This is a genomic window from Virgibacillus kekensis, assembly GCF_042654125.1.
GTDB lineage: Bacteria > Bacillota > Bacilli > Bacillales > Amphibacillaceae > Lentibacillus > Lentibacillus kekensis.
Genome location: NZ_JBHSFU010000004.1, coordinates 828,208 through 850,313 on the forward strand (window position 1 = coordinate 828,208; position 22,106 = coordinate 850,313).

Consider the following 22,106-nt stretch of genomic DNA (forward strand, 5'->3'; position numbering starts at 1 on the left):
TCAAGGGGGAACCACTGTGAAAATTAAAGTTGCCGTAATTGGCAGGAAAGAAATTATTGAAAGCATGGAGAACTATGTAAAAGACCAGGAAGATATTGAGGTTTACCCGTTCATCTACACGGAAACGAAAGAAACATTGGATCTGTTGGAAAAGGCCTTCATGTGTGATATTTATCTGTTTGCCGGGGCTATTCCGTACCTTTATGCAAAAGAAAAGATTGAGAAAAAGAAATTGCCTGCAGTCCAGGTTGCCTTTGACCAATATATGATCCTTACTTCATTCTACCATGTTAAAAACTACCACAACCAGGCTCTGGACAGGCTCTCGATTGATGTGCTTGACAGCAGACATGTGGATGAAGTTCTTCAGGAGATTAAACTATCGGACAATCAAATATACTCCTACAGTTATGGGGACGATGACACAGTTGACATTGAACGTATTGCCAGCTTCCACGAAAACCTATGGAATGAAGGGAAAATTGATTATGCGCTGACCTCCATTCAGGAAGTGAAGGATATTCTCAAGGAAAAGGATATACCAACCAGCTGCATGAAAATACCGCAGCTTAATCTGGAACGTGCTATCGATGAAGCAAAATCTATCGCAACACTGAACCAGTCAATCAGCGCCCAGATTGTAGCCGGCTACATTCAAATTAAAGACTATGAGAAGATAGCCTCTCAGAAAGGTGATTATCACGTACAGAACCTTCATCTCAAATTGCATCAGATTTTGCTGAAATATTCGCAGAAAACGTATGCCTCCGTACTGTTTAACGGAAAAGGCCAATTCGCCATTTTTGGCACACGTGGCATTCTGAATCATTTAACCAATCATTACCGGGACTTTCCATTACTGAAGGAGATTGAACGAGCAATTGAGACATCGGTCGATATCGGGTTTGGACTGGGTCTGACAGCAAAACAAGCAGAGGATAATGCCAAGAATGCCTTGGATGCATGCGGCCAGGCTTCCGAGGGAACGTGTTATATCGTTAATGAACGCGGGGATACAATAGGGCCACTTGGTGTTGAAAAGGAGTTTAACACTTCCGAACTTTACCGCTCCCTGATTCACAAGGCAAAACTTAACAATGAACTCTCGTACAATTTCATTGATTTTATCGAAATCAGAAATAACGAGCCGTTTTCCTCAAACGACATAGCAGATTACTACCGGGTAACCAAGCGGAGTGCTGAACGGACAGTAAAAAAACTGCTTGCTGGAAATGTGATTAAAATAGTCGGTGAAGAGAAGCCATATTTAAAAGGTCGGCCACGGAAATTGTTTCAGCTTAATCAATAAGGCCGAAGAGCGAAAGAGGCTGGGATAAAAGTGTATAAGGAACATAAAAATCGAACTATCTTATTGATAGTTCGATTTTTATGTTAGTGGGTCTTCATATAAAATATAAACTGCGCAGTAACTGCCGTATCTAACACTCCGGGTAACAAGGCACTATTTTATTTATTCGACTAGCTTCAGATGAAGGAAAAATTCTTTTTTCACATAAAAATATCGGCCACCTGTCCGGTTAAGCTGTTTAGCGGACACAGAAGACTCTATTTGTAGAAATACAGGAACCATTTAGAGTTTTGCGGACACCAGAGCACTTATTGAGCTAAATGATAGCTTGTTTTGATTAATTCATAGTAATTAAGGACTCGTATGGCCGCAAAAAAAGTAAAACCATGCTTTTAGTGGAAATAGGGTATTCTGTGTCCGCTTAGAATTATTTCGCTTATAACTTCGCGCTTTAAATCAAATTTGATCTCTGCAAAGAAAAGTTTAGGCCTTCTTTGTTAAGACTTTTTATTATCAAAAAGATAGTTCATAATGTTTTCAAAAAAAGTTACTGAGTCTGTTATTAGAAAAACAGGCAACAGCATAATGGTTAAAATTACAGCCAAATTTGAGATGAAAAACTTAAAAACACCTTTAAGTATCTGAATATCCCCATCTCCTTCACTACTTTTAAAGGCCTTTTATCATAATATGAATATTTGCAAAGGATGATAACTCAATATTATATAAGCGGTAAATAAAAAAATCGTCCTATTCAACCATTCGTAGAACCCCAAATCGAAGGATTCAACCAACAGTTGATAGGTTTGCCGGTGATGCTGTGCTATTCTTTTTCCAACAGCTGTTAATTCAAACTTTAGGAGTGATTTTATTGTTAAACACACGATTGGTTGGATCATACATTTCCAAGCTTCGGAAAGACCGAGACATGACGCAGGTACAATTGGCCGAAAAGCTGAATGTCAGCCACCAGGCAGTATCAAAATGGGAACGCGGGGATTCGCTGCCTGATACCGGTATTCTAATCGAGATGGCAACACTTTTTGATACATCAATTGACACGCTACTGAATGGAGGCCAAAAAACAACTTCACATAATGTGGGTACTTTTATTACGAAAGTCCATGAGGATAAACCAGAGGAAGCATCAGACCTTGTGAATAACAGCGATACAGACCTCGAGAGTGTGGTAGCAATCGCACCACTAATGAAAGCCAGTGCGCTTGGAAAGGTTACAGAGCGCATCAGCAGCAATAATTTTAGCATGGATCATATTGTCCAACTGGCTCCTTTCATTGGTGAGGAACAGCTTGAAGATCTGGTTAATAGAATCGATGATGCAGCTGCCAGCTGGGAAACCGTTACACGGATTGCACCATTTTTAGGTCACGAAACACTGATCGGATTTGTTGATAAGACTGTTGATGGCCACCCGGACATGAAGCAACTAGTGGAAGTTGCGCCGTTTCTCGGAAATAAAGTGGATGATTTGGTGGCTCAAATGAAACCTGAAGACATCAGTTGGACTGAGTTCTCTATGCTCGCACCATTTGTAAGCAAAGAACAGCTGATTCGCCTGGTTGAGGAATCACTTAAGGAAGATCCTGATTTAGAAAAGATCGTGCAGATCGCACCGTTTCTGGGCGACTATACCGATACACTGATCAAACGAGCTTCAGAAGACCAAGTCAACTTTAATTCAATAGTTATGCTCGCACCATTTGCCAGTCAGGCTGTTCTTGATGAGCTGATGGAAAAAGCAATACTTGAGGATGTATCCAACAGGGAGATTTCCCAAATCGCACCGTTCATCAGTTCTGATAAGCTGGAAGAAATGATCATGAAAGCCGATCTGGAACAAAGGGACCCGGGAATGCTTACCCAGCTTGCCCCATTTCTGAAGAATGACTCGTTAGGTAAAATTTTTACGGGTTTGCTTGGTAAGAGTAAATAACTATTAACAAGCAAAAAGGGTTCAGTGATTTTCACTGAACCCTTTTTGAGGTCTGTCTTTAAAAATTATCATGATTTTTTCATTTGCACATGGATGAATTTGGCTGCTCATTTTGCGGTCGCAATGTGCCTATTCCAATATACAGAGGGATGGCCTTCGTTATATACTCAGTAGTTCGCGTACATCTTCTTCGCTAAGGCTTGACAGCATGGTCTCGCCTGGCTGGATAACCTGATCAATAAGTTCACGCTTTTTTTGCTGAAGGTCGTAGATTTTCTCTTCGATGGTGCCTTCGGTGATCAGACGGATAACCTGGACGACATTTTTTTGCCCGAACCGGTGGGCGCGTCCTGTCGCCTGGTCTTCAACTGCCGGGTTCCACCATAAGTCATACAGTACAACCGTGTCTGCACCTGTAAGGTTTAGACCTGTTCCTCCTGCTTTCAGAGAAATAAGGAATACGCTTTTCTCTCCGTTGTTAAATCGCTCGCTGATTTTCACGCGCTCCTGCGATGCCGTCTGACCATGGAGATAGAAGTATTCAATTCCTTCCTGCTCGAGTTTACCCATGATGATTTCATGCATACTGGTAAACTGTGAAAATATCAGCATGCGTTTTCCATTTTGGATAGCTGTTCGGACAGTGTCCATCAGTTGCTCGAGTTTACCGGACTGACCCTGATAATTTTCCACGAACAACGCTGGGTGACAGCAGATCTGACGGAGCCTTGTCAGGCCAGCAAGAATTTTCATTCGGTTCTGATTGAAGCCGCCTTCCTGCATAGATTGGGCTGTCTCCTGCTGAAGTCTGCGCAGATAACCAAGATACAGTTCTTTTTGATCCTTCGTGAGCTCGGAAACATGAACAGATTCTATCTTATCCGGCAATTCTTTTAGAACATCCTTCTTAAGGCGCCGGAGAATAAAAGGTTTCGTCATCTGGGCGATTTTTTCATTGGAAAGCTGTTTGAAATTGCGCTGATTCGGTAGTAATCCAGGCAGGACTACCTGAAAAATCGCCCATAATTCATCAATTGAGTTTTCAATCGGCGTACCACTTAGAGCAAATTTTCGGCCCGCCCGCAGCTCACGGATTGCCCGTGAAGTTTTCGTCGCGTAATTTTTAATATATTGAGACTCATCCAGAATAAGTGTCTGAAATGTTCTTTCCCGGTAACTTCCAATATCCTGCCGCAATGTTGCATATGATGTGATCCACACATCCATGAAACTATACTCTTCAATCATTTTTGCTCGTTCCTGCGGGGTGCCGGTCATAACAGCAACCTTTAGGTCCGGAGCGAACTTTTCAAATTCGTTCTTCCAGTTATAGAGCACTGAAGATGGTGCAACAATCAGATGTGGGTTTTCGCCGGGTTCGGACAGCAGGTACGCTATACTCTGCAGTGTTTTACCGAGTCCCATATCATCGGCAAGAATTCCACCAAGATGATAGTCACTTAATGACTTGAACCACTGATACCCTGTCTTTTGATAGTTCCGCAGATCGGCATTAAGGTTTTCCGGTAAAGGATAAACTTGCTCTTCCGGTGACTTCAACCGGTGGAGAAGCTTACGGAATGCGGGATCATAATTCTTCTTCATGTCCACCAGTTCATCCACTTGCGCCCCGCGGTAAACGGGCATCCGGATATTTCCGTCCTGGAGGTCTTTCTTATCAATATCCAGATCATTAAATAGCTGTTTCATGGAGGAGAATTCTTCACCCTCCAATGATAGCAATGCACCGCTCTGCATTCGGTAGTAGCGTTTCTTTTCCATAACTGCATTGAGAATATCGTTTACTTCCGAATCATTAATCCCTTCGATGTTGAAGCCGATTTCCAACAGATTGGACGATGATTCCAATTTGACACTTGTACTTGCTGATGGTTCATTCTCAATAATTAAATTCTTGAGTTCAGATGTCAGGAACAGTTCAACATACTTATCGAGCAATGGAAGCATGTCATACAGAAATTCATATAGAGTGTCTTCATCCGCATCAATGTATAGTTCTTTACCGTTATAATGGAAATTCGAATGCTCAATCAGACTCATGATCTGCTGTTCTTTTTCCACGTCCCGGATGATGATTACGTCATCCTGTTTACGCCCATTGAACGGATCAATCTGATGCTCTCCGTAGTGGTACTCCAGTTTACCGGTAATCCAGTCTGCCTGAATCTCTAGAAACAGTTTAGCTCGCAGTGGAACCTGAATAATTTCTGAGGCGACATTTTCTGATATTTTTACATCGCCTACTTTTTTCAGGGATGGAAGGACTTCTGAAATAAACGTGTCAGCTTTATTCTTAGTGATCGGAAGGCGGTGATTCTTCATTCCTGTCTGGGTAATCTGCTCAATTACAGGGATTTGTTCTTTTGCCGGAAAATAAAACTTACCGTTCGAGAACAATAAATGATATAGCTTGAAATAGGTAACACCATCCAAATCCTCCATGGAAAGAACCAGGTCGCCCCGTTCATTTTTTGCAAGGTCAAAACGAAACGGCAATTCATCCTCGACAACTTCGATATGCTGAAAACTCTTATCTCTGGTTTCCACGGTGAAATCCCGCTCGCTTAACAGTTTGAGCAACTGTTTGGCAAGAAGCGGTGGGATAACAACCGAGCGCTCGGGTGAATCCTGATAATGATAAATTCCTCTGTCCACATAAATTTTTTCATTTCGTATAATAGAATGAAGCAGCTCAAAGATTTCCAAATCCTGTTGTAAAAGGTAATGAGTTTCGGGATTATACGTGAATGTCTTGGTAAACGGATGCTCGTTTCCCGCCATCACGTCATCCAGAAAGTCGTTTGCATTCTTGACGACAAAACAGCGTTTCTCTCCCACTTTCATCTCCAGAAGCAGATTATGATCATATGTCCACTTGCAATAATATTCCACATGCAGTGGTGCTTTTTGGGACATCACTTCTGATGTTGGCTGGTAATCTCTTAGTGATGCAAGCGAATCAATTAATCTATCTGCGGTTTTATAGTCATCAACAATTCTTCTGGCAGGATTACCCGAGTCCTTCGCTGCAATCGCAATCATAACAGCAGCAATGTGCTTGCATGACCCGTATGTATGGAATGCTGGGCAGTCACAATACGCATCTACCGATCCTTTTGTGAAATCTGCGGTATTTATTTCCACAAAATAATTTTCCGTGCCATGAACGGTTGCTGTCCAAACCTGATAATTGATATCGTACAGTAAATCACTTACCTGATCATTATTGTAATAGTCGAGGCCACGCCTGTAGACAACGGTTGGAAACATTCTTTTTATGTTAATATCGCGAAAACTTTTCAAAACATAGTGCCCTACTTTCTAACATCTCTTTGTCTATTATTGTATAGTACACACGCTAATTTTTGAACCATATACCATTACTAGGATAGGAGATTTTTGGTAAGATTATACATACAGGTGAAATGCGGATACCCGGGCAATGGGAATAGTAGTTACCGGCAAATTGCCATTCGTGGAGATTATGGACTTTTCCTGCTGAACATCTTGTAAAATGCCCTTCACAATCCGCATGAAGGACATTTATCAGGATATCATGAAGTTTATTTCATTTTCTCTGGCAGCGCATATATGGACTCAATTAGTACGTTAAGTTTTCCTTCGATCCGGTGAAGCAAATAAAATGTCACCACAATCGGAAAGCCAACTTCTGTCACAAAGGACATCCATGTTTCCACTAATTCCACCTCCTATTTTTGTGAAAAAGGCCAGGGCAAATGCCACTGGCCTTCAGAACAGTTAAATTACGTGTTTCCTACCGTTACCTTACACCAAATCGATGTCCACTACATTACGTTCCACCACACGGGCACTTTTAACCGACACAAGGTCACCGCCTGATGACGTAAAAGCATTCTGTGCAATGATAGTGTTCATCGCACTCTTTACAGTTGCCGGATCAACCGGCTCTACAGGCTGCTCCAATGAATAAGTAACAAGCTTCCCGTCAGCATTCAAAAACTTAAGCTCCAGCTTTTTCATGTTCATCCTCCTTTCCTTTAGTTACGCCCTGCTACTGACTGATTTCGGTGCTGTCTTTCCGCTGTATGTTATAAAGCGGACGAGACTGCAATCCTGCTACTGCAATTGCGATTGCAAATACCTGATCAGGCGTTGCAGTCGGTTTCACGTTATTGAAGCTTTTAGACTTATAGATTGTTTTTCCGGTCATGATGTCGTCCCCATCGTTTAAAATTAGCGTAAGCTGAGATGCTACCATTTGGGCTACTGCCATGCGAATCACCTCCTTCATTCCTATAATCGGATTTCATGAGGAAGAGGAGGCATTTTATATTTTATTCTATAGGCTTTTCCTCAAATCATGTTGCTCTATCAACTTCGAAGCTAATATAAACTGCGACATAGCTAGCTATGTCGATTTTCGCTTCGTGCAGTCGCTTTCCGCGGGCAACGCTTCAACTTCCTCGGAAGAAAACCACTTCCTGCGGGATTTTCAGCTGTTGCTTTTCCCGCAGGAGTCGACTGCCCTCCGCTCCAATCAACGCCAAGTTAGTGAAGGAGATTTATATAGAATTTAGTGACAACAAGCGTAAGCAATACGCGTAGACTCCTGTGGAAAAACGAGCCTAAGAGACCCCACAGTGAGCGATTTTTGCGAACGAGGAGGCTCGTGGTGAGTCCAAGGAAGCGAAGTGTATTGCTGAAGCGGTTATCTAACAATTCCTAAATTCACTACTTCGCAGTTTACAGTTTTTGTGTCAAAAACAACAATTTTTAGAAAACGGACTTTCGATAAGTGCTGTAGGAGTAATACCCGCTGCCGACTAGCAAAATACTAAAAGAGGGCATAATTAAAAACCGTCTTCGGCTGAAGACGGTCACTAAAGGTCAGGCTATTCAATTAGCTGAAGCTTTATTGGTCCTTACGAGTAAATATAGGTAAAGCATTATCGCTACCATTACCGATCCTGCTGCAATCTGATAAATCACAGGATATCCGAACATAAATGCAAGTTGACCAAATGCCATGGCACCTATACCTACACCCAAATCAAAGAACGAGAAAAAGGTGGCATTGGCCATTCCTTTACGGTTATTTGGAGCCTTATCGACTGCCCATGCCTGAAGTGCAGGCTGAACGGAACCGAACCCTAGCCCATACAAACCAGCCGCAACTAACATAATCAATGTACTTGGCAGCCAGGATAACAGGAGCATTGCCCCGAATATCAGAATAGTGCCGGGCAGAAACACATACAAATGCCCCTGCCTGTCATAAATTTTGCCAGCAAACGTCCGGGAAACCATTAGGAAAATGGCAAATACCAGAAAATACGATTCGATACCCCCTATATCTTTTTGCTCTGCATACAACGGCAAAAACGAAGTGATCCCACCAAAGGTCACTGTCACGAAAAACAGAAGCAATGAAGGCTGAATAGCGGTTTTTTCAAAGATATCAAATTTTATGGTTGCTGTATTTTCAGCAAGCTTTTCCACTTTTTTATACCGTATCCGCGACGACAGGAGAAACGCAACCAGACCGAGCGAAGCACAGATCAGGAATAACTGCGTAAAGGATATATAGCCTACCAGTGTGAGTCCAAGTGATGGGCCGAATGCCAGCGCAAGATTTCCAGACAACCCAAAGTAGCCCATTCCCTCGCCTCGACGGTTTGGTGGAATAAGGTCAGTTGCTATGGTGCCTGTAGCTGTGGTCGACAACCCCCATCCGACACCCTGAACTACCCGCATTACCAGCAGGAAAACCATCCCCGCTGCAAAAGCATACGAGCCTACTGAAAGAACAAAGACAGCAAGACCAATCATATATACAAAACGTCGCCCTTTAGATTCCAGAGCATGTCCAGCATAGGGGCGGAGTACCAATGCAGAAAACGTAAAAATACCAACAATAATCCCAATCATCTTGTCGGTTCCGCCAAGTTCTTTTACAAACAATGGCAGGGTAGGAAGTGTCATCTGAAACCCGAGAAAAATAAAGAAATTAGCCATGCAAATAAGCAAAAAATCCCGAGTCCAAATTTTATTTGAAGTTGGTGATGCGTGTGATTGTGATTCTGAAGCCATATTGACAGGTCCTTTCCTTCGTTAATCGAAATATATTATACAGGAATGGGCCTAGTTTTAAAACAGGTATATTGACGGTATTCACCTTAAAACTGCTGAAGGTAACAGAAGGAATTAACCAGGACACTTTTCGGCCAACGAAAAACCCGGGTACAACCCGGGCTATCTTCTGTATATTGCTATTCTTTTATAACACCACACGCAATTCGCTCACCAGCATCACCAGATGGTTGCGACTCATAATCATCAGGCTTGGAATGAATGACAAATGCACTGCCGTCCTCATCAAGCAGGGAATTTTTCTTGCCCTTAATTAATGTAACCATATCGGCAGTAGTCTGTGCTCGTACTGTACCATCCTCATTTACATCAATGTTGGGCAGATCACCTGCATGCGGCCCTTCCGGATGCTCAAACCCGTGCTTGGCATTTGTCGGGTTAAAGTGTGATCCGGCTGATTCAAACGTAGGAGCTTCACATACGCCGGTTTCGTGGATATGGAATCCATGCGTTCCAGGCGCCAGATTAGAGGCATCCAGGGTTATATTTGTCCCACCATGTACCTGACGGATTGTGGCAGTACCTATTTTTTCTTTATCGCGATTATATAGGGTCACGTCAATTTTGTTAGGACTATCTTCAACACTGCTGACCGTTTCCACACTTGGTTCCGTTTCATATATTTTGGTCTCTTCCATTTCCTCATCCTCACCACCACATCCGGCTATGGTAAAGAAAGTGGCAAGTATACCCAACGTAATCCATTTTTTCATATTCTTCTACTCCCTTCTGGAAAGTGGATAAATTTTCAAGCCTTATTCTGCTTCTTATTGGAAAACTTAAACATAAATAGTAGTATTTTTTGATATACTGAAAAAAACGATTCGGGAGGGCTACCTAATGGGACTTTTTGATGGAATGATGGGAAATGCCTCTGAGGTGGATATTAAAGATGTGGAAAAAGAACTTACAGAGCTCCTAAGCGGTGCTGAAAGAGTGGAACATGCCTACAAACTGATACGGGATTTATTTGTATTTACGAACAAGCGATTAATTCTGGTGGACAAACAGGGGATGACCGGCAAAAAAATTGAATACCACTCGATTCCCTACAAAAACATTACCCACTTTGCTGTTGAAACTGCTGGCACTTTCGACCTTGATGCCGAACTGAAAGTATGGATCTCTGGATCGGATGCACCTATCCAGAAAACATTCAATAAGCAGTTGAACATATATAAAGTACAAAGTGTACTTGCCGAATATGTAACAGGATAAATACGAAAGCTGGCCCCCGACTTGGGGACCAGCTCTTCTTTCGCTATGCGGTAACGACTTTGTTTTCACGCTTCTGTTTTGGTGTGTGTGCTCTTAGGAAAGGTACTACCCATCGATCGAGTCCAAATTTGCCTGCATTATAACCAGCAACCAGTATAAATAGTGTAATCAAGATCATTTGTCCGTTGGTGCTGACAGTTCCACTAAACAGAAAAGCAAAGTTCATGGTGATTCCCATTAGGGCTGCAAAGTTAGTGAAAATCCCAAGAATAAGGGCAATACCTACCAGCAATTCTCCCCACATAACCATAATGCTGAACAACTCGGCATTTGGTAGTGCGACTGTTTCCAGGAACGTCGCCCACCAGCCCTGAACTGCTGGATGGTCTCCAGTGGAGCTGGCAATAGCACCTTGGATAAACCCACTGGCATCAAATCCTCCGCCGGTTATTTTCCCAAATCCTCCAGTCACCCATTGATAACCGATATATATTCTTAAGAGTGCCAACACCCCGGCTACTGCTTTATTATTGCGGATAAAATTTAAAAACATTTTCCCATCTCCTTTTAAATTATGTTCAGTATTTCACAATATATATTGTAGGTCGTTCTTTGTTACAAATTAATCATACCATTTTTTCGTTTTTGGACAATAAGTTTGTTCACTATTTCACAATTTAGCAACAAAGATTAGGCAAATTTGTGACATGCTTATCGTTGAAAAAAGGAACACCACAATAGGTGCTCCTTACTATTCTATTAGCTTAAAATTCCATTCTTTTTCCGGGTGTAATGGCAGACGGAACGCACGGTATGCCTGACGGTGGCTATCGGACTTGAATCCTGACACCACAAGTTCATAGACGACTTCCGCCTGCTGCTCACCAGTTGTTTCAATAATTCGGCTGTTTCGTCCGTCATCCACCTTGATATATCCCGAAGTTAGCATTCGATTGCCCGTATCTTTATGGTAGTTGGCATCTCCCACGATACTTGAGAACATTGCCTCACCCCGCTCTTCTCCATAGGACCATACTTCCTTAACCGTCATTTTCTCCGGATTGACCCGGTACTGAACCATCCGGCTGAAGTCCTCACTAAGCGGATCATCGCCCCGTGTAATAACAACATTGTTATCGAAAAGAAGATAGTCATACGTGTTTTTGTTATTATCCATATCCGGCATTGTCATTATCGAATGAGGGCCACCTGGGAATTTGAAATCTTCCTCGATTGGTTCGAGCAGGTATCTCTCATACGAGTCCGGCCATTTTTCCTGGGCTGCCAGGATCCATTTTATCTCACCCTCCGGATAGGTTTGCTTCATAACAAGGTCTTGGTGTCGGCTGGAAACAAGAATGGTATCATCTCTGTTGTCATACCAAATTGCGTTCTGGTGAAACCAATCACCATCATCTTCCCCCGGACCGTCATACTCCTGATAAAAATCTTCAGGAAAAATATCACGGTAATTGAAGTCGCGGAGCGTTTTCCCTGTCTCACGGTCGATTTCAATCATCTCATCTTCAATATAAGGTGCTTCCATATCATGAACGGTAGCCAATATATTTCCACTCGGCAGTTCGATCGCATCATGGTGAATTACATTTGTATCAGGATAATCCTCCAAATTAACAATATATGAATCATAGACTTTACCCAGCATATCCATTTCCAGTAGCTCGTTGTATTGCTTCTGTCCCTTCTCTTTTGTCAGATATAATAGATTCCCGTTGTCCAGACGCTGAAAGACATGGGAATTCCAGAGCGTGGAGTACCAGCGGACATCACCATTATAATCCACTGCATAGGCATAACGTGTACTTGGAATGACAAACGTTAAACCGTTCTCCATTTTTTCAGGTCTCGCCTCCACCACTTCATTGGTAAGAAAATCATCCGGCAGCGGCTCGGTAGTGATTGTGACCGGTTGCTCGGTTGTTTCTCCGCCTTTGGTTGTTGCTTCAATCGTTACTGTATTTTCACTATCAGGATACAGACCAAGAATAGGGATTGTATGCTCTTTGCTGTACTTTTCGTATGTATGTGAAATATCACCGTACTGATCATTTCCTTCTACCGTTACGATGATTTTGGCTGGCTGGTCAGTTTTAAACATCATCAGCGCTGTCAACGGTGCTACCTCGTATGGGTCCGGTGTCACAAAGGGATTCTTTAACGTAAATGTGCCTGCCTGATACGTTTCTTTCAGCTGCTGGTCAATTTTTCTCTGCTCATTAATTCGTTGCTTATCATATGTGGTCAGCTGCTCAATCTCTCCATCAGATTTGAATGAAACAGGTTCACCATTTGCAGCAGGAGATTGGGATGAATCGTCAAAGTTGAAGTATTCGGTAATCCAGAAAAAAGCAATCACAAAGATTGAAACGATTGCAAATACTAATAGGGTTTTTTTCATACTTTTCCTCCTTCCTAAAATATCAGTATATATTTTATTTCCACAAATTTGGTAAAAACTCACTTGGAGAATTAGAAAATTCCATATGCTACCGATACTCTTCAGTTACTGTATAACTGAAAACCTTATTGGCAAAATAATAGAAAAGGTGGTGTTAACATGCGAAAAGTAATTATTCTAACGGGGTTACTGCTACTGATGATTCCGGTAAGCGGAACTGTAATTAGCAGTGAGCAAGTCAATATGGAAAAAGAAGTACCTTCATATGCTAAATGGGGCAGGCTGGCAATGAAAGAGACCATGGCAAAATACCCGAATGCCGAGATTGTTGACTATCTGCATCGGGGCAGTCAGGTAAGTAATGATAAAACAACACAGCAATTCAAGTTATGGTTGCGTGAAAATGACAGGGAGTTCGGTGTATTTATTGATATTACCTATAATACGGAAACAGAGGAAGTTGTGGACATTACTTTTAGGGAAACAGACCGTTAGTTGCTAGTGTTTGTCAGTGTGAATTCCTCAGTATTGCCATCCCACTGTACGCTGACTTTTATCTCCTGGTCACCCGGTTCAATTGCACCATTTCCTCCACTATATTGGGTGAATACCTTTGTATCTGGGAAATGTTCGCCAAAATCTCTTGTGCCTCCCCCACCTCCAGCAACAGTTTCATACTTCCATTCAAGCTGGTTTACCTCAGCCAGCTCATCCAGGGACCCTTTGTAAATAAGCTTAAACACTTCTTCACTTTCACTGGCTCCCTTTAGGGTATCATCTTCCTCATAAAACACTTGTTCAGCATTTACATGATATTCTGCTCGCCAGTTATCGCTTTCCCCCTTGAACAGATGCTCATAATTGTAAACGTCCTTTGCTCCTTGACCAATTGCATTATTACTACTCCCGTCCATCATCAGACTGGCAGCAATGATAAACACTATCAGCCCTGCTAAGCCAGCAATTATTTGTCTAAGCTTCATAAGGACCTCCCTGATATCATTATTTTCTTACCACAGCGGTTCTTGATCATTCGACAGTTCCATCATAAACGGATAAAAAGTAATGGTATTAATCATACACAGTAATTCAAGTATTAGGGACATAATTAATCCAAAATCAAATAATGCATTAATCGGTAAAACTATTAGTGGTAAAAGACTCAGCGTTGATGTCTACGTTTGGAGTGTGTCGTCTCATATTGTTTTTTACCACAGTATGGACATTTTATTATATACCATGGTCTGATTGTCTGTTTCCAATTCCATTCCGTCTGGCAGTTTTGACAGGTAGGCATACCTATTCCTCCTGACTTTTATTCCTGTGGATATGTCTCCCGAAGAAACTTTATCGATTGGTTGATCAGTTTCTTAAGCACTTCGACATCAATATCATCGACTTTGTTAATATATACACACGCTTTGCCGCTCGTATGCTTGCCGAATTCCTTCAGCAATGCTTCCCGTTCGGTATCTCCCGTTGCAAAGTACAGACTAATTTTAGCCTTTCTTGGTGAAAACCCAACAAGTGGTGCATCACCTTCATGACCCGAAGCATATTTATAGTGATAGGACCCAAAACCGATAATACTTGGTCCCCACATATTGGCCATATAGCCACTGGTTTCAGTGAAAATATCCAGTAGTCGAAAGGCGTCTTCCCGTTTTTTCGGGCTTTCCACATTTTCAATGAACTCGATAACATTGGACTCATTTTCCTTCGTCTTCAGTTCATACATTAATAGCCCCCCTGTTTTAGATAATCCTTGACTTCTTCTTCATATTTTTCCCTTAATTTACGATCATCCGTTATTTTATATTTCTCCGAGAGTATCGGGCGCAATTGTTCCCAGATAACATACCGTTCATAGAGATCCCGGTCGAATTCGTGATTAAGTTCTTCAAGGGTGAGCCCCAACGCATCCGCATATGCATGGTGTGCTGTTATCTCACTCGTATCGGCATTTTTGCTTATATGCTCATCAAGTTTCTTTTGATCAATCGACACGTTATATTTTTTCATAGCGTAATCTGCCCATTCCGTATGTTCGACCATTCGCTCTTTTGCCAGTTGAACCACCTGTTCGTGCGTCAAATCTGTCTTCATGTATAATGCTTCATCGGCAAGGACACGGATTACCCATTTATACAGGAGGCCGTCATTAAGATTCATTTCCTCCGCCTCGTTGACGACCTGGTCAAGTTTCTCACGGTAGTCATCATAGGTGAAGCTTTCCAGCTGCTCGCGCTGTTCCTTTTCACTTTTCATTTCAATATTTAGGTGTTCCGATGACGATACATTGGAACACCCACTACCTAAGAGAATAACCAGTCCACAGCACCATAAAAGGTTTCTAATAAGATCACATCCAGTCAATCAATTAACTTCTTGCTTAACCTCGAACCTGCTCACCAATTCATAGGGACGAACGTCAAAAGCCTCATACGGAATATAGCTCGGATTCATTGCATCCAGTGCCCGGTTTCGAAAGTTATTTTTTGTAATATAACTGTTTATCGTCTCCTTGGTTAATTCGGCAAAAATAACTTCGGAAGTCTCTCCCACTGCCGGACGGAGTTCTCCGGACTGGTACTTCCCACGGAATACCACACAGATTATACCCCGTCTGATATTCTGATAGATTCCGGTTACACCTGTTAAGCTGATTTCTGCTCCAGTCTCTTCCAGTACTTCCCGGTGTACCGCCTGTGCTAAAGTTTCTCCTTCCTCCACCTGACCACCAGGCATCTCCATCGTATCTGCGCGGTGCTCATTCCTGACGAGCAAAACTTCACCTTTTTCATTAGTAATATAACCGCAGACCGACACAATGTGCTGAGGATGATGATAAGTATCCGGGGAGGAAGTGGACGTCAGAAATTCCTGGCTGCTTTCCTCATAAAGCCTGCCCAGTTCCTGTCTTTTCAGGAACGCCTTGTGATGCAAATCGGTTGCGCGGATTTTTTCCTCGATGCTTTTATAATGATCCATACTGTTGTATTCCCAGATAGCCGTAATTTCGTCCCTCGCCTCGTTAACCCATCGTCCGACTAATTTTGCACCATGCGCCATCTGATTTGGGTACAAATATGTATGAAAAAAATCATTAAAAGTTGCCAGCATCTCAGGTTTTATCTTATACGTTTTACGTCTATAAATTGGTTGGTTCATTATTTCATACCTCTTTTCAGTCAATAATCAGCATATCGTTGGCATCAAATTCCCAACTATCCGCATAGGCAACTTCCCACACATAACCATCAGGATCGGCAAAATAACCGCTATAGCCACCCCAAAAAACCTTTTCAGGCGACTTGATTATTTTCCCACCTGCCTGTTCCGCCTGTGCGATAGTCGCATCAACCTCCTCAGCTGATTTAGCATTATATGCGAACGTAATTCCCGGGAAGCCATTGCCTGCGGGTGGGTTATCCGGATCGATATCCTTCGCTAGCTCTTCTAACGGATAGAGAGCCAATTTAGTTCCATTATTTTGGAAGAAAACAATTCCCGGATCTTCCTCATCAACTGAGGTCTGAAAGCCAAGTCCATCGCGATAGAATTCCAATGATTGCCTGATATTCTTGACACCTAGTGTAATAAGATTAACTCTATTCATCGTAAATCCCTCCTGCCTATAGATTCGCTTTTAATAGGTTAAATCCCTGCAAATGCTGACCAATTTTTGATAGAAGTCAAAAGTCCCAAGGTTAGTGCTTTCGAATGAATTTGCTGAAGAAGGGTTTAGCTCATTACCAAATAAGGAAAATTTATTTAATATTATAGCGGGGAGGTTAAATATGAAGCGTTACAACATTTTAATGATGGCCGCAGGATTCCTGTTACTCTTTTTTATACATACTTCGGTCGGCAATGCAGAAAGTTCAACAACATATGAAGTGGGCGTTGATTCACTGAATGTCAGATCAGCCCCCGCCCTCGATGCCGAAGTGATTGGCAGTCTGTCTAAAGGTGACAGGGTGGTAGTATTTCAGAAAGCATTTGGATGGGTTCAAACCTATTATGGTGGGCAGGAAGCTTGGGTCGCATCCCAGTTCCTTATGGAAACCAACAAAAACGAGCGGTCCCATGCGAAGAAAAAAATAACAGTCACTGACAATGAGGTGAGACTTCGCGCAGGGCCAGGAGTTGAGCACAACATCGTGGGCTACGCCTCACAAGGGGATACATTCCCGTTAGTAAAGACGGAAAATAAATGGCACAAGGTCGTTCTTGAAAATGGTTCTGCTGCGTGGATTGCCGGGTGGCTTACGAATTCATCCCCTAAGATAAAAAAGAACACTACCACTCAAGGTGAAGGTGCTTTACAAGGGTACAATATCGTGATTGATCCGGGCCACGGGGGAAAAGACCCAGGTGCTATTGGTATTGACGGGGTATATGAAAAGAGTCTTATCATGAAGACTGCATCAAGGACAGCAACAAAGCTCCGTCAAGCTGGCGCGACAGTAATCATGACCAGAACCAGCGACCGTTTTGTCACGCTTGAAGACCGTGTCAGAATCAGCAACTCCTATAACACCGATGCTTTTATCAGCTTACATTACAATGCATATCCTCTTTTTACGGTCAACGGGATAAGCACTCACTTTTATGGAGGGAACAAAAATCGTGCGCTTGCCAAGGCAGTGCAAGGTTCCCTTGTTAACAATACTTCCCTAAATGACAGAGGGCTCATGCAAAACGGATTCCATGTTCTTAAGAATACTAACGCCCCATCAATCCTAGTGGAGCTGGGATTCATTTCAAATTCTTATGACCTGGCCACCATTAAGACAGCGGGGTATCATCAGAGAGTGGCCACAAGTATTGTCAACGGATTAAAAAACTATTTCCAGTAATCAACAAGTACAGCTGTCCATTGAAATCTATCAATGGACAGCTGTTTTCATCTTATTCCCGGGTAGCATATAACATACTCAGAATATCATTGAATTGGTGCGTTTCGACCTTATACTTGTTAGCAGTGAGCCATTTTACTAAGACCGATTGATTAGCGTAAAATTCATCCTCAATAGCGTAAATTGCTTCAGCGTTTCCCTGTTTTTCGAAAGGTTCAATTACTTCAGCTCGGGTATTGTCATCTGGGAACATTAAATCCACAATGCACAGTTGGCCATCATCTTTAAGTACCCGGGTCATTTCCTCAAGTGCCAGCAGCTTCTCACTGTCTGGTATATGATGAAGTGCATAGCTCGACACTACCCCATCAACCTGATTATCCAGTAATGGCAGGGCGAGAAAGTGGCCTTTCCTTGTTTCGATCGATGGATGCTTTTCCTGACAGACCTTCAGCATCTCTTCCGACTGATCCACGCCAATTATGCGGACACCATCGTCCAAGAATTTAGAACCAAGGTTACCAGTGCCAACCCCAATATCAACACATATATCATTTGGGTGCAGTTCTATCGTTTCTTTTATCTTGGATAATGCCTTTTCATAATCTTGGTGAACATTAAATCGATAGCCTGCCATTTTAATATTCTGATCATAGCCCTCTGCCTGGCTGTCAAAATTCCATTTATCCTCCCAGTCTTTCCGAAGTTTCTTCATGTTTTTTAGATGCCGGGATAGCTCGAAAATCTGGTTGACGGAAAACGCTTCACTGTTTGTCTTCTCCATCATTTGGTCTATTGTATTAATCATATCCTTCATCTCAATCCACTTCTCAAATAACGCCGAACGCTGAATATTCAGGTATCCCTTTATACTCATATCCGGATTTTCCAGTATACCCTTTATATTCTTCACACTCATACCGATTTCCCTAAGCGCAAGGATTGTGCTAAGCCGTAAAATGTCATTCTCCGTAAATGTCCGGTAATCGTTTTCTGTGTCTTTTCCTGGGGAAATAAGTCCCTTTTGTTCATAAAATCGGATCGATCTGGTAGTCGTATTCAATCGTTCTGCCACTTCTTTAATTTGCATCGTATGCAGCTCCCTTCTTTTTATACTATAAACGTTGACGTTACGTTAATGTAAAGAGGGGCTTAGTTATTTTATTTGTTTGGGTTTAAAAACACAAGCATTAAAAAGACGACACAGGAAGTTTAATTCCTGTGCCACCAATAATTAACCTACTTCTTTTTCTTTTGCCGGGTCTGAGGTTGCAAGTGTAACCACAATCAGAACAATCACAGCTACCGGCAATGCAATAATTACGCTGTTCAATTCAAATGGCTTATCGAGTACTATTTCCCATAATAACGTGGTCGCAACACCAGCTATCATAGAAGAAATTCCTCCGGTCGCGTTTACCCGCTTCCAGAAGAATACGGCAAGCAGAGCAGGAGTCAATCCAGCTCCATATACGGTATACGCATACATCTGAACCTCAAGCACAGTTGGGAAATAACTGATGATGATATAGGAAAGAATCCCAAGAAGTATGACACACAGCTTCGTCATTCCTAACAACTGTTTATCCGTTGCATCCTTTTTGAATCGCTTGGCAATTATGTCATAGGTTACATTCGTTGCTGCTGACAACAGATACGAGTTCCCTGTTGTAATAATAAATGCGGTTGCTGAAGCAAGCAGGATCCCGCCGATTATTGTTGGCATAACAGTAGTTGTTGCCATTAGAGCCATTCCCGGATCAATATTCGGGAAAATGGAACGTGACGCGAATGCAATGAAGGATATTGCTGGGGAAATTAGCAACATCCCGATCAGCCAACCAATCTGGGCCTTTTTCGCAGACTTGCCACCACGTGAAGAGGCCAATCTCTGGTACATATTCTGGTCACCAAGCAGTAAGAATAGCGATGGCAAAAGAAAACCAAGTAACTGTACATTGCTTAATGTACCAGTTGCGGTAAGATGTTCTGCAGGCACATTGTTCGTGACGCCATCCCAACCGCCAGCAATAATATATATCGTCGGCAGCGTAATGAATAATGCCGCTACTGCAAAAAATGCACTTAATGCATCAGTTGGGGCTACCGAACGCAATCCGCCTATTGAAGCAAGAAAGATAATCAGAACCGCTCCAATAATAGTCCCTAGTTCTACCGACATTCCTGTGGTGATATTTAAAATAAACCCAAGACCGGTCATTTGATAGGAAACGATTCCAACAAAAGCCAAAATAATGATAACGCTTGCAATTATTCTGGCAGTTGTGCCATATTTCGCCTCCAGAATGCCTGAAACCGTGTATTTACCGAAATCTCTTATTTTGGGCGCAATCAAGTATAGAATCCCAATACCCACAAGAGTAGGCAGCATCATTAATAAAGCCGGGATAATTCCATATGTAAACGCCATTGACGTTTCACCACCGGAAATACTTCCGCTTCCTGTCCATGTAGCAAGAAGTGTACCAGTCAGGACAAACGTGCCCAAGCCTTTACCCGCGAGGATAAAGTCCTCACTGTTCGAAACTTTTCGTGAATAATAAATCCCCATAATTATCATAATAACTCCGTATGCACCCACGAACCAAAGTAACGCAGGATTGCTCTCAACACCCATAGAAATCTGCTCCTTCCGTCGATGTTCTTTTATAGAATGCTTTTCTTTTTCCCGGATTATGCACCATTCCCGAGGCCAGCTTTCCGCCACAGCAATTCAACATGTTATACTAAAGCCAATTCGAAGTAAAGGGAGGTTTTTAAGCGTGCACCAAAAATTAGAGGAAATCGTAGGATATGCACAGAAAAAGTTAGGCCTAAACGACTATTCTTTGCACGAACATACTCTTTATAGGGAAAAAGACATATTTAACAATACGATATATATTTTGAGCATGGAGTGGACACCAAACAATACGAAGGAATCGAGTCCGGCAGGGAATGCAGTGGTTGAACTGAATTTCCACACCAAGGCTGTGAAGCGGATTGTTTTCGTTCAAAATGTCACTAATGCAGATAGCGCTGTTTACCCGTCTGCTGACAAGGAAAATGTTATTGAATGGATTGAGGAACTGACAGATTTAACATTCGGTCGCCAGTTTCTTCTTATTGAAGATGAAGAAGACGTGCTCAGTTTCGGTGCGGCAGTCGACAATATTCCAGTAGCTCCGCCTGGCACGATACATGTGGAATTTAACAAGGACGGACAGCTGTGTATGTTTTCAATTGATGGACATTTTCCGGAAGAAGATGAAATCAGCTGGGAGCCTTTTGCTCTGACACCCGATACTTACGAAACAACGGCACGAAAACAATGTCAGCTGGTTGAGATGCCTGATGAAGAACAAGGTAAATGGCTGCCAGTATACGGGATTGAAGAAGTTTACCTGACAAACAATGGTAAGGGGGTTATCCCATTTGATGCAGGACTTGGATCTATGGTTATGAATGAAACTGTGCTGACGTGGGATGCCCCTGTAAATAAAGCCTTTTCCAATGTAGAGGTTGATTTTTCAACTGAAGCAGTTCTAGAGCAGGCACTAATCAATGAGCCTCATCCTGATACAAAGCCGGTTTCTGAGCAGGATGTGGATGCATGTGAAGAAACAGCGGTCGGTTTTCTTCGTATGGTTTATCCCGAGGACAGCGGTAAATGGAAGTTAACCGGGATATACCGTTCGAATGGTTATCTTTTTGCCGAGTTATGGCCCGCTGCAGGGACAAGCCGGGTCATTAAACGGAAAATTAAACTGATCATAGACCCAGGAACCTACGAGGCAGTTAACTATATCGATAACGATCGTTTGCTTGAAATGTTTGGGCATCTAAATAAAGCAGCGGAGGCAGCGATATCGAAAGAGGAAGCTTTTAGTAAGCTGCGGGAACATGTCGAGGCTGAGCCGGTTTACGTGTATGACCAGGAACAGGGTACTTATGTGATGTGCGGGAAGCTTGATTGCCCGTATGGTATAGACGCAGTAACCGGAGAACTATTACTGCTGGGAGCTTTTTAGGAGAATTCCCTTTTCGGAAATTATGTTGCTAATTTATCTTTAAAGGTGATATAAACTGAGACATAGTGAACAATTCCAGTACAAAATCGCTCCAGAAATACACTTCGCTTTCACCACTCCGGGTGCAAGGTCAACATCTGTTCAAGCTAAAGCTTTCACA

The 22,106-nt window shown here is 42.4% G+C and carries 21 protein-coding genes; 6 read left to right on the forward strand and 15 right to left on the reverse strand.

Annotated elements, in window-relative coordinates; genetic code table 11:
* Positions 1 to 16: 16 nt before the first annotated feature.
* Entirely contained in the window at positions 17 to 1,309 is a 1,293-nt protein-coding gene (locus ACFO3D_RS08210; RefSeq protein ID WP_390294661.1) for a hypothetical protein, read from the forward strand.
* Between the two features lie 871 nt (positions 1,310 to 2,180).
* On the forward strand, positions 2,181 to 3,263 hold the full coding sequence (locus ACFO3D_RS08215) for a helix-turn-helix domain-containing protein (protein ID WP_390294663.1): 1,083 nt from the start codon (positions 2,181 to 2,183) through the stop codon (positions 3,261 to 3,263).
* Positions 3,264 to 3,422: 159 nt separating this feature from the next.
* Here the strand turns inward: ACFO3D_RS08215 and ACFO3D_RS08220 are convergent, their stop codons facing one another.
* The 6 genes from ACFO3D_RS08220 to ACFO3D_RS08245 form a co-directional block, all read right to left on the reverse strand.
* On the reverse strand, positions 3,423 to 6,587 hold the full coding sequence (locus ACFO3D_RS08220; protein ID WP_390294665.1) for an SNF2 helicase associated domain-containing protein: 3,165 nt from the start codon (positions 6,585 to 6,587) through the stop codon (positions 3,423 to 3,425).
* 260 nt (positions 6,588 to 6,847) lie between these two features.
* On the reverse strand, positions 6,848 to 6,982 hold the full coding sequence (locus tag ACFO3D_RS08225; RefSeq protein ID WP_390294668.1) for a YvrJ family protein: 135 nt from the start codon (positions 6,980 to 6,982) through the stop codon (positions 6,848 to 6,850).
* 88 nt (positions 6,983 to 7,070) lie between these two features.
* Positions 7,071 to 7,286, reverse strand: a complete 216-nt coding sequence (locus ACFO3D_RS08230; RefSeq protein WP_390294670.1) for a DUF2922 domain-containing protein — start codon at positions 7,284 to 7,286, stop codon at positions 7,071 to 7,073.
* A gap of 31 nt (positions 7,287 to 7,317) precedes the next feature.
* Complete coding sequence (locus ACFO3D_RS08235) at positions 7,318 to 7,539, reverse strand: DUF1659 domain-containing protein (RefSeq protein ID WP_390294672.1); 222 nt, start codon at positions 7,537 to 7,539, stop codon at positions 7,318 to 7,320.
* 623 nt (positions 7,540 to 8,162) lie between these two features.
* Positions 8,163 to 9,356, reverse strand: a complete 1,194-nt coding sequence (locus ACFO3D_RS08240; protein WP_390294674.1) for an MFS transporter — start codon at positions 9,354 to 9,356, stop codon at positions 8,163 to 8,165.
* A gap of 179 nt (positions 9,357 to 9,535) precedes the next feature.
* Positions 9,536 to 10,129 carry a superoxide dismutase family protein gene (locus ACFO3D_RS08245; RefSeq protein ID WP_390294676.1) on the reverse strand — a complete coding sequence of 198 codons (594 nt, stop codon included), beginning with the start codon at positions 10,127 to 10,129 and terminating at the stop codon, positions 9,536 to 9,538.
* A gap of 127 nt (positions 10,130 to 10,256) precedes the next feature.
* Here ACFO3D_RS08245 and ACFO3D_RS08250 point away from each other — a divergent pair, with 127 nt between their 5' ends.
* Positions 10,257 to 10,634 (forward strand): PH domain-containing protein, encoded by a 378-nt coding sequence (locus ACFO3D_RS08250; RefSeq protein ID WP_390294678.1) that lies wholly within the window; start codon positions 10,257 to 10,259, stop codon positions 10,632 to 10,634.
* Positions 10,635 to 10,677: 43 nt separating this feature from the next.
* On the opposite strand, the gene ACFO3D_RS08255 is transcribed toward ACFO3D_RS08250, so the two are convergent.
* Together ACFO3D_RS08255 and ACFO3D_RS08260 are read right to left on the reverse strand one after the other, a co-directional pair.
* Positions 10,678 to 11,187, reverse strand: coding sequence for a DoxX family protein (locus ACFO3D_RS08255; RefSeq protein WP_390294681.1), 510 nt, complete (start codon positions 11,185 to 11,187; stop codon positions 10,678 to 10,680).
* Between the two features lie 198 nt (positions 11,188 to 11,385).
* Positions 11,386 to 13,053 (reverse strand): aryl-sulfate sulfotransferase, encoded by a 1,668-nt coding sequence (locus ACFO3D_RS08260; protein WP_390294683.1) that lies wholly within the window; start codon positions 13,051 to 13,053, stop codon positions 11,386 to 11,388.
* A 159-nt stretch (positions 13,054 to 13,212) separates the two neighbouring features.
* Here ACFO3D_RS08260 and ACFO3D_RS08265 point away from each other — a divergent pair, with 159 nt between their 5' ends.
* On the forward strand, positions 13,213 to 13,548 hold the full coding sequence (locus ACFO3D_RS08265) for a DUF3889 domain-containing protein (RefSeq protein WP_390294684.1): 336 nt from the start codon (positions 13,213 to 13,215) through the stop codon (positions 13,546 to 13,548).
* On the opposite strand, the gene ACFO3D_RS08270 is transcribed toward ACFO3D_RS08265, so the two are convergent.
* The 5 genes from ACFO3D_RS08270 to ACFO3D_RS08290 all read right to left on the reverse strand — a co-directional run bounded on the left by ACFO3D_RS08270 (position 13,545) and on the right by ACFO3D_RS08290 (position 16,672).
* Complete coding sequence (locus ACFO3D_RS08270; RefSeq protein WP_390294686.1) at positions 13,545 to 14,036, reverse strand: hypothetical protein; 492 nt, start codon at positions 14,034 to 14,036, stop codon at positions 13,545 to 13,547. The genes ACFO3D_RS08265 and ACFO3D_RS08270 overlap by 4 nt on opposite strands.
* Before the next feature lie 332 nt (positions 14,037 to 14,368).
* Positions 14,369 to 14,791 (reverse strand): DUF1801 domain-containing protein, encoded by a 423-nt coding sequence (locus ACFO3D_RS08275; RefSeq protein WP_390294688.1) that lies wholly within the window; start codon positions 14,789 to 14,791, stop codon positions 14,369 to 14,371.
* Entirely contained in the window at positions 14,791 to 15,429 is a 639-nt protein-coding gene (locus tag ACFO3D_RS08280) for a hypothetical protein (RefSeq protein ID WP_390294690.1), read from the reverse strand. Before ACFO3D_RS08280 ends, ACFO3D_RS08275 begins: the two co-directional genes overlap by 1 nt.
* Positions 15,430 to 16,224 carry an NUDIX domain-containing protein gene (locus tag ACFO3D_RS08285; protein ID WP_390294692.1) on the reverse strand — a complete coding sequence of 265 codons (795 nt, stop codon included), beginning with the start codon at positions 16,222 to 16,224 and terminating at the stop codon, positions 15,430 to 15,432.
* A gap of 16 nt (positions 16,225 to 16,240) precedes the next feature.
* Positions 16,241 to 16,672: a VOC family protein gene (locus ACFO3D_RS08290; protein WP_390294695.1), complete on the reverse strand. Its 432-nt coding sequence runs from the start codon at positions 16,670 to 16,672 to the stop codon at positions 16,241 to 16,243.
* Positions 16,673 to 16,853: 181 nt separating this feature from the next.
* On the opposite strand from ACFO3D_RS08290, the gene ACFO3D_RS08295 reads away from it, so the two are divergent.
* The gene (locus ACFO3D_RS08295; protein ID WP_390294697.1) at positions 16,854 to 17,915 is read left to right on the forward strand and encodes an N-acetylmuramoyl-L-alanine amidase; all 1,062 of its coding nucleotides are present in this window, start codon (positions 16,854 to 16,856) and stop codon (positions 17,913 to 17,915) included.
* A gap of 52 nt (positions 17,916 to 17,967) precedes the next feature.
* On the opposite strand, the gene ACFO3D_RS08300 is transcribed toward ACFO3D_RS08295, so the two are convergent.
* Positions 17,968 to 19,005, reverse strand: coding sequence for a MerR family transcriptional regulator (locus ACFO3D_RS08300; protein WP_390294699.1), 1,038 nt, complete (start codon positions 19,003 to 19,005; stop codon positions 17,968 to 17,970).
* A 144-nt stretch (positions 19,006 to 19,149) separates the two neighbouring features.
* Positions 19,150 to 20,553, reverse strand: coding sequence for a sodium:solute symporter family protein (locus tag ACFO3D_RS08305; RefSeq protein WP_390294702.1), 1,404 nt, complete (start codon positions 20,551 to 20,553; stop codon positions 19,150 to 19,152).
* 145 nt (positions 20,554 to 20,698) lie between these two features.
* Here ACFO3D_RS08305 and ACFO3D_RS08310 point away from each other — a divergent pair, with 145 nt between their 5' ends.
* Complete coding sequence (locus ACFO3D_RS08310; RefSeq protein ID WP_390294704.1) at positions 20,699 to 21,946, forward strand: hypothetical protein; 1,248 nt, start codon at positions 20,699 to 20,701, stop codon at positions 21,944 to 21,946.
* Positions 21,947 to 22,106 lie beyond the last annotated feature (160 nt).

Coding starts and splice junctions, on each gene's coding strand:
- ACFO3D_RS08230 (WP_390294670.1), bottom strand. CDS start 7,286: ATGAAAAAGCTGGAGCTTAAGTTTTTGAATGCTGACGGGAAGCTTGTT.
- ACFO3D_RS08235 (WP_390294672.1), bottom strand. CDS start 7,539: ATGGCAGTAGCCCAAATGGTAGCATCTCAGCTTACGCTAATTTTAAAC.
- ACFO3D_RS08240 (WP_390294674.1), bottom strand. CDS start 9,356: ATGGCTTCAGAATCACAATCACACGCATCACCAACTTCAAATAAAATT.
- ACFO3D_RS08245 (WP_390294676.1), bottom strand. CDS start 10,129: ATGAAAAAATGGATTACGTTGGGTATACTTGCCACTTTCTTTACCATA.
- ACFO3D_RS08250 (WP_390294678.1), top strand. CDS start 10,257: ATGGGACTTTTTGATGGAATGATGGGAAATGCCTCTGAGGTGGATATT.
- ACFO3D_RS08255 (WP_390294681.1), bottom strand. CDS start 11,187: ATGTTTTTAAATTTTATCCGCAATAATAAAGCAGTAGCCGGGGTGTTG.
- ACFO3D_RS08260 (WP_390294683.1), bottom strand. CDS start 13,053: ATGAAAAAAACCCTATTAGTATTTGCAATCGTTTCAATCTTTGTGATT.
- ACFO3D_RS08265 (WP_390294684.1), top strand. CDS start 13,213: ATGCGAAAAGTAATTATTCTAACGGGGTTACTGCTACTGATGATTCCG.
- ACFO3D_RS08270 (WP_390294686.1), bottom strand. CDS start 14,036: ATGAAGCTTAGACAAATAATTGCTGGCTTAGCAGGGCTGATAGTGTTT.
- ACFO3D_RS08275 (WP_390294688.1), bottom strand. CDS start 14,791: ATGTATGAACTGAAGACGAAGGAAAATGAGTCCAATGTTATCGAGTTC.
- ACFO3D_RS08285 (WP_390294692.1), bottom strand. CDS start 16,224: ATGAACCAACCAATTTATAGACGTAAAACGTATAAGATAAAACCTGAG.
- ACFO3D_RS08290 (WP_390294695.1), bottom strand. CDS start 16,672: ATGAATAGAGTTAATCTTATTACACTAGGTGTCAAGAATATCAGGCAA.
- ACFO3D_RS08295 (WP_390294697.1), top strand. CDS start 16,854: ATGAAGCGTTACAACATTTTAATGATGGCCGCAGGATTCCTGTTACTC.
- ACFO3D_RS08300 (WP_390294699.1), bottom strand. CDS start 19,005: ATGCAAATTAAAGAAGTGGCAGAACGATTGAATACGACTACCAGATCG.
- ACFO3D_RS08305 (WP_390294702.1), bottom strand. CDS start 20,553: ATGGGTGTTGAGAGCAATCCTGCGTTACTTTGGTTCGTGGGTGCATAC.